Annotated in this window: 11 protein-coding genes; 7 read left to right on the top strand and 4 right to left on the bottom strand. The window is 75.3% G+C overall.

The genetic code is table 11. From position 1 onward, the window contains the following. Positions 1–11 precede the first annotated feature (11 nt). A complete protein-coding gene (locus tag ABD353_RS19315; protein ID WP_344624881.1) occupies positions 12–194 on the bottom strand; it encodes a hypothetical protein in 183 nt (60 codons plus the stop codon). A gap of 678 nt (positions 195–872) precedes the next feature. Here ABD353_RS19315 and ABD353_RS19310 point away from each other — a divergent pair. Next, entirely contained in the window at positions 873–1241 is a 369-nt protein-coding gene (locus tag ABD353_RS19310) for an ArsR/SmtB family transcription factor (protein WP_344624899.1), read from the top strand. A gap of 31 nt (positions 1242–1272) precedes the next feature. Here the strand turns inward: ABD353_RS19310 and ABD353_RS19305 are convergent, their stop codons facing one another. Continuing rightward, positions 1273–2166 (bottom strand): ketopantoate reductase family protein, encoded by an 894-nt coding sequence (locus ABD353_RS19305; RefSeq protein ID WP_344624880.1) that lies wholly within the window; start codon positions 2164–2166, stop codon positions 1273–1275. A 271-nt stretch (positions 2167–2437) separates the two neighbouring features. Between ABD353_RS19305 and ABD353_RS19300 the strand changes: the two genes are divergently transcribed. The 4 genes from ABD353_RS19300 to ABD353_RS19285 all read left to right on the top strand — a co-directional run bounded on the left by ABD353_RS19300 (position 2438) and on the right by ABD353_RS19285 (position 4830). Beyond that, positions 2438–3382 (top strand): LysR family transcriptional regulator, encoded by a 945-nt coding sequence (locus ABD353_RS19300; RefSeq protein ID WP_344624879.1) that lies wholly within the window; start codon positions 2438–2440, stop codon positions 3380–3382. Between the two features lie 104 nt (positions 3383–3486). Beyond that, positions 3487–3825, top strand: coding sequence for a hypothetical protein (locus tag ABD353_RS19295; protein ID WP_344624878.1), 339 nt, complete (start codon positions 3487–3489; stop codon positions 3823–3825). 76 nt (positions 3826–3901) lie between these two features. Continuing rightward, positions 3902–4117: a hypothetical protein gene (locus ABD353_RS19290; protein ID WP_344624877.1), complete on the top strand. Its 216-nt coding sequence runs from the start codon at positions 3902–3904 to the stop codon at positions 4115–4117. Between the two features lie 53 nt (positions 4118–4170). Beyond that, a complete protein-coding gene (locus ABD353_RS19285) occupies positions 4171–4830 on the top strand; it encodes a hypothetical protein (protein ID WP_344624876.1) in 660 nt (219 codons plus the stop codon). Between the two features lie 9 nt (positions 4831–4839). Here the strand turns inward: ABD353_RS19285 and ABD353_RS19280 are convergent, their stop codons facing one another. Further along, positions 4840–5067, bottom strand: coding sequence for a hypothetical protein (locus tag ABD353_RS19280; RefSeq protein WP_344624875.1), 228 nt, complete (start codon positions 5065–5067; stop codon positions 4840–4842). Beyond that, positions 5055–5480 carry a hypothetical protein gene (locus tag ABD353_RS19275; RefSeq protein ID WP_344624874.1) on the bottom strand — a complete coding sequence of 142 codons (426 nt, stop codon included), beginning with the start codon at positions 5478–5480 and terminating at the stop codon, positions 5055–5057. The genes ABD353_RS19280 and ABD353_RS19275 overlap by 13 nt, the downstream gene beginning before the upstream one ends. Before the next feature lie 222 nt (positions 5481–5702). Here ABD353_RS19275 and ABD353_RS19270 point away from each other — a divergent pair, with 222 nt between their 5' ends. Together ABD353_RS19270 and ABD353_RS19265 are read left to right on the top strand one after the other, a co-directional pair. Beyond that, positions 5703–6299 carry a hypothetical protein gene (locus ABD353_RS19270; RefSeq protein WP_344624873.1) on the top strand — a complete coding sequence of 199 codons (597 nt, stop codon included), beginning with the start codon at positions 5703–5705 and terminating at the stop codon, positions 6297–6299. A gap of 113 nt (positions 6300–6412) precedes the next feature. After that, positions 6413–6970, top strand: coding sequence for a hypothetical protein (locus tag ABD353_RS19265; RefSeq protein WP_344624872.1), 558 nt, complete (start codon positions 6413–6415; stop codon positions 6968–6970). Positions 6971–7175 lie beyond the last annotated feature (205 nt).

The raw sequence follows: 7175 nt of genomic DNA, 5'->3' as shown, positions 1-7175 counted from the left end.
CCACATTCTCGTCAATTTCTCGACGGTGCCGCCGCGGAGGCGAGGTCGCCGGAGCCGGACGGCGGCGATCCGCCGGAGGAGCAGGCGGCCGACAGCAGCAGCGCCAGCGGCAGGACGAGCAGCCGGCCGACGGCCCGGCGGCCGGGACGACTCCCTGCGGCAGCCCGGCCGCCGCGTGCTTCGGCGCGCACCATGCACCTCGCCTGTGTCTGTCGCCGGGCCGCCGCCTTCGCCGCCGTCGGCTCCCCGGGCTCGTGGCCGCACGCCGGAAGGGATCCGGGCACCGTGCGCACGGCCGCGGTTCTTCCACGGGCTGCGCAGTGGGCGGCTGATCGGGACAGATCCTGCCACCGGTCCGGAGCACGGCAGGCGGGGATTTCGGACCGTACCGGTGACCGTGGCCCGCCGTTCCCGAGGTCCCGGCGATGCGCGCCCTGGCGGCGGACCCGCCCCGACCCCGCCGCCCGGCGGACCGACGACCACGAACGGAACGGGCCCCCGGCGGCCGCACGCCGGGCGCGCGGCTCCCGACCGGACCGCGGAGCGGCGCACGGCGCGGCAGGGGAGCGCGCGGGCAGCGCAGAGGAGCGCGGCACCTGCGGGTGCGGGCCGGCCGGCGCCGTGCCGGGCCAGCAGCCCGATGCCGCGCCGTCTCCGTGCACCCGTTCGGAGGCGGCGACTTGGCCAGTTGCGCATCTGTTCACTTCTGCGTGTGGCAGCGCCCGGTGCCCCCGGGCCGATACGGTCCCCGGAGCGCGTCGCCGAGGCCGCCGACACCCACGAGCCCTCGTGCCCGGTCACAGGCCGGGCCTGTGACCTGCGTTGCTACAGTCGAACCAGTACGCGAACCCACGACACGGACGGTGACCCCCATGCATGCCGGCGCCCCGCAGCAACCCTCTGTCGCCACGGTGCCGCTGTACCAGATCAAGGCGGAGTTCTTCAAAACCCTCGGCCACCCCGTACGGATCCGGGTCCTCGAACTGCTCAGCCAGCGCGAGCACGCCGTCGCCGAACTCCTCACCGACGTCGGTGTGGAGGCCTCCAACCTCTCCCAGCAGCTCGCCGTGCTCCGCCGCGCCGGGGTGGTCACCTCCCGCCGCGACGGCGCCACCGTGATCTACCGGATCGCCAGCCCCGAGGTCGCCGAACTGCTCGCCGTCGCCCGGTCGATCCTGACCGACGTGATCACCGGCCGGGCGGAGCTGCTCGGCGACCTCCGCCCGGGACCGCTCGGCTGACCGACCGTCGTCCGGGCCGTCCGGGGCGGCGTCACACCTCCCGGCCGGTGCCGCGGGCGACGTCCGCGACCAGCCGGGCCGTGGCCGGGGCGGCGATCCCGTGGGCGGGGGCGGCCCGCAGCACGGCGCCGCCGATCGCGTCGAGTTCGAGCGGACGTCCGGCCTCCGCGTCGCGCTGCATCGAGGACCTCATCGCGTGCGGCGAGCGGTCGAAGAAGGCGAGCACGTCCTCGGCCGTCACCGCGGTGCCCGCGGCCCGGGCGACACCGGTGATCTCCTCGACCACGGCGACGAGTTCCGGGCGCAGGTCGCTGCGGACCGTTCCGGCGTCCGCCCGGTACCGGGTGGTCAGCAGGGCGAACGGTGCCAGGAAGGCGAGCTTCTCCCACAGCATCGAGGTCTCGTCGGACCGCAGGGTCGCGCCCAGGCCCGCCCCGCGCAGGGCCTCGGCCAGGTCGTCCGCCGGTCCGGCGAGTTGGACGTCGGCGAACGGGCTGCCGTGGCGGATGCGCCCCGGAGCGGTGCGGGTCGCCTCGACCCTGATCGTGCCGGCGACCACCCGAGCCGCGGGGCGGCGTCCGCGCAGCACGGCGAGGTGGTCGAGTCCGTTGAGCAGCGGGACCACGGCGGCGCCGCCGAGGACCCCGGCCGGGACCCGGTCGAGCGCCGACTCCAAGGCGGTCTGCTTGACCGTCACGAAGACGGCGTCCACCGGCTGCCGCAGCAGCGTGTCGGCCTCGACCGCGACGGTGAACTCCCCGAACCGGGCGCTCTCGACGTGCAGACCGTCCCTGCGCAGGACGGCCGCGGTGGACTCGCCGGCCAGGCAGACGACGCGGTGTCCGGCACGGGCGAGCAGCGCGCCGATCAAGCCTCCGACGCCGCCCGGTCCGAGGACGGCCACGGTCAGGGGGGTGGTGGTCACATGTGCTCCTGTGGTCTGCGGGTCCGGTGCGGCCGAGTGCCGCGAAGTGCCCCACGGATCACCGCACTTCACGGTCGGCGCCGATGCGGCTCCGCGCGGGCGAACACGGGACCGTGCGGGTCGACACCCGCCGCCGCACCCGCCCGTCCGGATCGGGTGGAGGCGACGGCGGGTTGCCGCCCTGGGCCCTGCAGCGATGATCAAGCATGGCGAAAACCCCAGTCAATCCTCGGATTCGCTGCCACGGACCCAAGCGATACCTTGGGTCACCGTGACACTCGACGACCTCCGCGTCTTCACCGCCGTCTGCCGGACGGGCTCGCTGAGCGCCGCCGCCCGGGACCTCTCCTGCACCCAGTCCGCCGTCAGCCAGCACGTGAAGCGGCTGGAACGCGAGCTGGGCCTGAGCCTGCTCGAACGGCACACCCGCGGCGTACTGCCGACCGCGTACGGGCGCATGCTCGACGCGGCCGTCACCGAGGGACTGGGGTGCATCGACCACACCCTGCGGCGGCTCGAGGCCGCGGCCCGCTCCGGTGTCGGCTCGGTGCGGGTCACCACGGGCGCCACCACCGTGCGGCACTTCATGGCCGCGGCCGTGGTCGACTTCCGGCGGCACTTCCCACGGGCCAGCCTCGAGTTCCAGACCGAGACCGCCAGCCGCGGCTGCTTCGACGCCCTGGCCGCCGGCAGCGTCGACCTCGCCTGGATCACCCTCGGGCCCGCCGCCCGCGCCGTCGAGCAGCGCCCGGTGGTCGAACTCCCGTGGTCCCTCGCCGTCTCCGCCGCCGACCCGCTCGCCACGAGGACCGAGGTCTCGCCGGCCGACCTGCAGGACGCGCGGCTCATCGGACTCCCCGAGAACTCGACCGCGCGGCGCCAACTCGCCGCGTGGCTGGCCGAGTCCGGGATCCGGCCGGTCTTCGACACCAGCGTCACCGACTGGGACACCGCGATCCTCCTCGCCGAACTGGGCCTCGGCCGCGCCGTCGTCCCGACCCTGCCCGCCTGGAGCGGCCCCGGCCACCCCGACCTGCGGCTGATCCCCGTCCCCGGACTGCCGGCCCTCACCGCGGGCTGGGCCGTCCGCCGCTGGGACGCCCTCTCACCGCTGGCGCTCGCCTTCGCCGAGACCGTCGAGCGGCACTGCGGCACCGCAACCCTCCCGCGACACCCGGCGGACGGGCTCGCCCCGCCGGAACCCGGGCACCGGTAGGCCGCTCCTGCCGGCTCCTTCCGCCCATGGCACACCGACCGGTGGCCTGTCCGGGATTCGCCGTACTCCGGTACGGGTTCGCCCGGGCCGTGCATGATCGGGCCATGAAGAGACCTGGGGGGACGTGGTGGGAACACCGCCGCGACCGCGAACTGGCCGCGCTCGTCGACGAGCTCGCGCTGTGGGGCCACGAGGACCTGGACGACCCGGGCGCCGGGGAGCTGGCCGCACTGATCCGCCGGAGCGCCCGCGAGGCGGCCGGGCCGCACCCGGCCGACGCCGTGCCCGGCACGGCCGCGCACCTGGAACTCGCCGCCGCCGCGGCCCGGGAGGCGGACGCCTTCCGCGGCTCGTTCCTGCCCCAGGTCGTCCGCAACCTCACCCGAGCCCGCAACCACCTCCGACACGCCCGCGCCACCCGCCCGGCGGACCACCAGGGGTGACCCTCGGCGCCGTGGACGACCGGGCGCCACGGAAAACCGGGGGACACCCCCACGGCCGGTGCAGCAGGATGACGCGGTGACTCCCGCCCTGCTCGGCCTCGCCGTGAACCCGGCCCTTCCGCCCGCCCTGGTCGACCGGCTGATCGCCGCAGCGGACGAGGAGCTCGCCCAGGAGCTGGCGCTGCGGCCGGACCTGAGCCGTACCCAGGTCCGCAGGCTCGCGGCTCGGTCCGAGGCGGCCGCCGTCCGGATCGCCCTGCCCGCCGACGCGATGAGGACGCTGCTGTCCTGAGGCGCGTGGGGCCCTTCGTCCGGTTGTCGGTGGGGGACGGTTCAACGGCCGGCATGAACGTTCACGAGCTGGTGTCCGCGCTGGCCGATCCCGAGGTCCTGCGTGCCCGCTGCCGGGCGCTGGCGCTGCTCGACGCCGTGATCGGCGGCTCCTACCCGATGCGCAGCCACGTCGCGGACCGGCGTCCGGGCGTGGACCTGGCCGCCATGGACAACGGCTCCGGTGATCTGTACGGGATCGTCTTCGATCCGGCCGGGGTCTTCCTCTACGGCTTCGACCACGAATGCGACGCCACCCCGTGGCGGGAGTGGCCCAGGGCGCACTGGCCGGGGCTGCTGGAGGGCCTGCCCGCCGCACTGGCGCGGTACCCGGCCGATCCGGAGCTGCAGTTCGAGGGCTTCTTCGATGCGACGGTCTGCGCGTGGCGGGAGACGGGCGCGGACGCGTGGCAGTGCGGTCCGGTCGCGTTCGGGCCGGGGGAGTCCGACGGTGCCGGGTGGCTGTTCGAGCTGCTGGTGGACGGCAGTGCCGAGGCCGTCCGCCGTGACGCCGAGGACTACTACGGGCGCGCCGTCGACCCGCAGGCCGTCGCCGCGGTGCTGGCGGGCGTTCCGCTGGACCGCCGGACGGTCGGTGCGCTCGACCCGGCCGCGGACTTCGCCGCCGTGGCCGAGCGGGCCCGCCGGACGGGCCACGCGGTGGCGGACGGCTGACCGCGGACCTCAGTCCCGGCCGGGGGCGCCGGGGCGCTGCCGGTCCTCGTCGGGTGTGCTCGGACGCTCGCCGGGCTCGCAGTGGTAGCAGCGGTAGGTGCGGTCGTCCTTCCGGTACCACTGGTGGTCGCCGCAGTCCTTCGCGCCCTTGGGGAACATGCACATGAGGGCGGCAGGCAGTGCGACCCTGGCGTCGGTGCGCCACCGGTAGCGGCCGGTGCTGCTCAGAAGAACCACCCCGGGGTCTCGCGGTAGGCGGGCATCGGGTAGTCGCAGACGGAGCCGGCCGAGCGGTACTCGGCCGCCGTCCGGGCGGCGATCCCCGCGCCGGCGTGGTCGAGCGCGTCGGAGCCGACGACCGCGGTCAGCGCGATCGCCGCGTAGACCAGCGGCGCCGCGATCCGGCTCGGGGTGTCGATGACGAGGTGCATCACACCGATCGCGCACACCAGGCCGGCTCCGATCATCACCGAGACGACCACCCAGAAGACGGCGCCGAGCGAGGCCGGGCTCTTGCACAGCAGGTACTCGTGCGGTGGCTCCACCCAGGTCCGCTCGTAGACGGCGGCGGCGACGAGGAGCACGCCGCCCATCGGGAGCAGCGCCCAGCGCCGGGAGACGGGTCGGGTCCGCTCGGTGGTGACGTGCAATGCGCTGTGCCTTCCGGTTCGGCGGGGCCGGAGGGAGCCCGCGCCGTTGATCCGGGAGAGCGTAGCGGACGGCGGTGAAGCGGCCGCGACCAGTGCCGATGCGCCGTCACCGGGTGCTGCCGGGCACGGCCGCCGGCGGGTGACGGGTCGTACCGGGAGGCCGGGAGTCGCGGAGTCGGTACAGTCCACGCAGACGATCAACGGTGGACGGACGGGAGACCGATGACGGCGGGACGTCGCAGACGGATCACCTGGGGGCTCAGGGGCCTGGCGCTGGCGGCGCTGCTGGCGTACCTGCCGGGGGTTCAGGCCTCGCACTCGGGCGGGCTGGTGGAGGCCGAGCGCTGGTTCGACCACCCGGTGCTGCTGGTCGGGGCGGCGGTGGTGCTGACGGTGGCCTCGGTGGTGGTCGAGTTCGAGTTCCGCACCCGGTGGTCGCAGATCGGCTGCGCGGCGGCCCTGGTGGCGCTCGTCCTCGTCGGCACACCGATCGTGTTCCTGGCGGTCACCCTCGGCGGGGACGGGAGGCCGGTCGACCGGAAGGTCCACCCGGGCCACCCGGACCGGGTGCTGGCCGTGACCGACATCGCCTTCTCGATCGACCCGACCTACCGCGTGGAGCTCCTCACCGGCAGCGGCTGGTCCGCGCGCCACTGGGAGCTGGGGGTGTGGGACGAGCGCGACGGGCGCGGCTTCTTCACGTCGGCCGAGTGGTCGGGGCCGGACCGGATCACGGTGACCACGGAGAAGGAGATCGCGGTCTTCACCCTGGACCCGGCCACCGGCCGGCCGGGCGAACCGAGCGTCGTCCGCCGGTAGGGGCTGTCGTCAAAGGTCGTGGGCGCATCCCAGGTGCCCCCCAGCGCCCCTGAACCGACCGTCCGGGCGCCCTTCGACGACACGTCCGAGGCCGGCTCGGGCAGGATGGCCCGGTGAAACTCGACGTCGTGCTCGCCGGTGACCACGTCCGCCTTCCGGGGCCCGTCCCGGGTGCCGCCTCCGGCGGGGAGCGCATCGTCCCCGCGGCGGCCGTGCGGGACGCCGATCCGGAGGCCGACCCGCCGGAGATCCGCACCGTCCTGGGCGAGACCCTCTTCGTCCCGGCCGGCCGGCGGGCCGCACCGGAATCGTTCTGCACCGCCAACGGGATTCCCCGGCGGTCCAGGCCCGACGTGTGGGGCGACCTCCTCGAACCGTTCCTCGACACCGAGTTCCCCCCCGGACGCCGGGCCGCCACGCGGGCCCGGCTGCGCCGGGTCGGTCTCGGTGACGAGGAGGTGGCCGCGATCAGGGCAAGGGCCGCCCCGCTGATGCGTGCCTACAACGCCGTCCACCAGGACTGGCACCACCTCGGCCTCGCCGACCTCCTGGACGCCGCCACCGCCGCCTGGATCCCTGGGCACCGGCCTGTCGGGTCCACCGACGCAGACGCGTTCCGCACCTGGGCCATGGAGATCGCGGACCTCGGCTTCCCCGGCCCGGGGCATTGAGCCCGGCGGGCTTTGCATCGTCCTCTCCACGGCCGGCACCGCGCTGCTGGTCTGCCCGCTCGTCTCCGGCACCGGTGTGCCGGGCCCCGCCGGTGCGGCCGCCGCCGCGCTCGGCGCCGCCGCCCTCGCCGCCTTCGCCGTGCAGCAGCGCCGGGTCGCCGCCGTCGGCCGCACCCCGCTGCCCGGGAAGTCGGGGGGCAAGCGG

This window comes from Kitasatospora arboriphila, from assembly GCF_039528095.1.
Taxonomy (GTDB): domain Bacteria; phylum Actinomycetota; class Actinomycetes; order Streptomycetales; family Streptomycetaceae; genus Kitasatospora; species Kitasatospora arboriphila.
Note: the sequence above shows the minus strand (reverse complement) of the source record. Positions and strands in the feature narration are given on the sequence as shown.

Excerpts from the sequence above, each read along its gene's own strand:
- ABD353_RS19315 (WP_344624881.1), bottom strand. The coding sequence starts at position 194 with ATGGTGCGCGCCGAAGCACGCGGCGGCCGGGCTGCCGCAGGGAGTCGT.
- ABD353_RS19310 (WP_344624899.1), top strand. The coding sequence starts at position 873 with ATGCATGCCGGCGCCCCGCAGCAACCCTCTGTCGCCACGGTGCCGCTG.
- ABD353_RS19295 (WP_344624878.1), top strand. The coding sequence starts at position 3,487 with ATGAAGAGACCTGGGGGGACGTGGTGGGAACACCGCCGCGACCGCGAA.
- ABD353_RS19285 (WP_344624876.1), top strand. The coding sequence starts at position 4,171 with ATGAACGTTCACGAGCTGGTGTCCGCGCTGGCCGATCCCGAGGTCCTG.
- ABD353_RS19270 (WP_344624873.1), top strand. The coding sequence starts at position 5,703 with ATGACGGCGGGACGTCGCAGACGGATCACCTGGGGGCTCAGGGGCCTG.